Annotated in this window: 2 protein-coding genes; both read right to left on the reverse strand. The window is 46.9% G+C overall.

Annotated features, from left to right (window positions below):
• Positions 1–211: hypothetical protein (locus tag I6F53_RS20440; RefSeq protein WP_197240983.1), on the reverse strand; the 211-nt coding region annotated here is incomplete at its 3' end.
• Between the two features lie 54 nt (positions 212–265).
• Positions 266–524, reverse strand: a 259-nt coding sequence (gene gpJ, locus I6F53_RS20735) for a TipJ family phage tail tip protein (RefSeq protein ID WP_231616672.1), incomplete at its 5' end; no start/stop codon positions are given.

Consider the following 524-nt stretch of genomic DNA (forward strand, 5'->3'; position numbering starts at 1 on the left):
CGTCTGGCACTTTCTGGTCGCAGTATTGACCAGCGTCATATAGTGACCACTTATCAACTGCAATCCCCAATTCACGTTGGTCGAGTCCGTAGCGCTGATTGGTGATCAAATCATAAAGCACCCACGCCGGATTATTTGACCATGCTTTTTTAAAGCTACCATCCCACGTGCCGTTATACTCCCGAAGCTCAGGATTGTAGTTGCTCGGCACGTTAATGAGCTTCCATTTCTTTTTCGTGCTAATGCTCGGGATCTGCGGGAATAGCTAGCTGTTAAACTCGACGTAAACAAGACCAGTCAGTGGGTAACGGAATTTAGCATCAACCACTTCGGCATAAGACTGAATGTTTATCGTGTCAACTACACGCGCATCAGTTGAATCAGCCGTAACGCGTCGCACACGCAATAGAACCTGACTATTGAACGTTGGGAGGTCGATTCGTTTTGTTTTGTCATATCCGCTAATTGTCTTACCGTCGATTACGTCTGATAAAACTTCCTGGTAGTTCCCGCCATCAACCGCC

This window comes from Pseudoalteromonas sp. SWN29 (genome assembly GCF_015864465.1).
GTDB lineage: Bacteria > Pseudomonadota > Gammaproteobacteria > Enterobacterales > Alteromonadaceae > Pseudoalteromonas.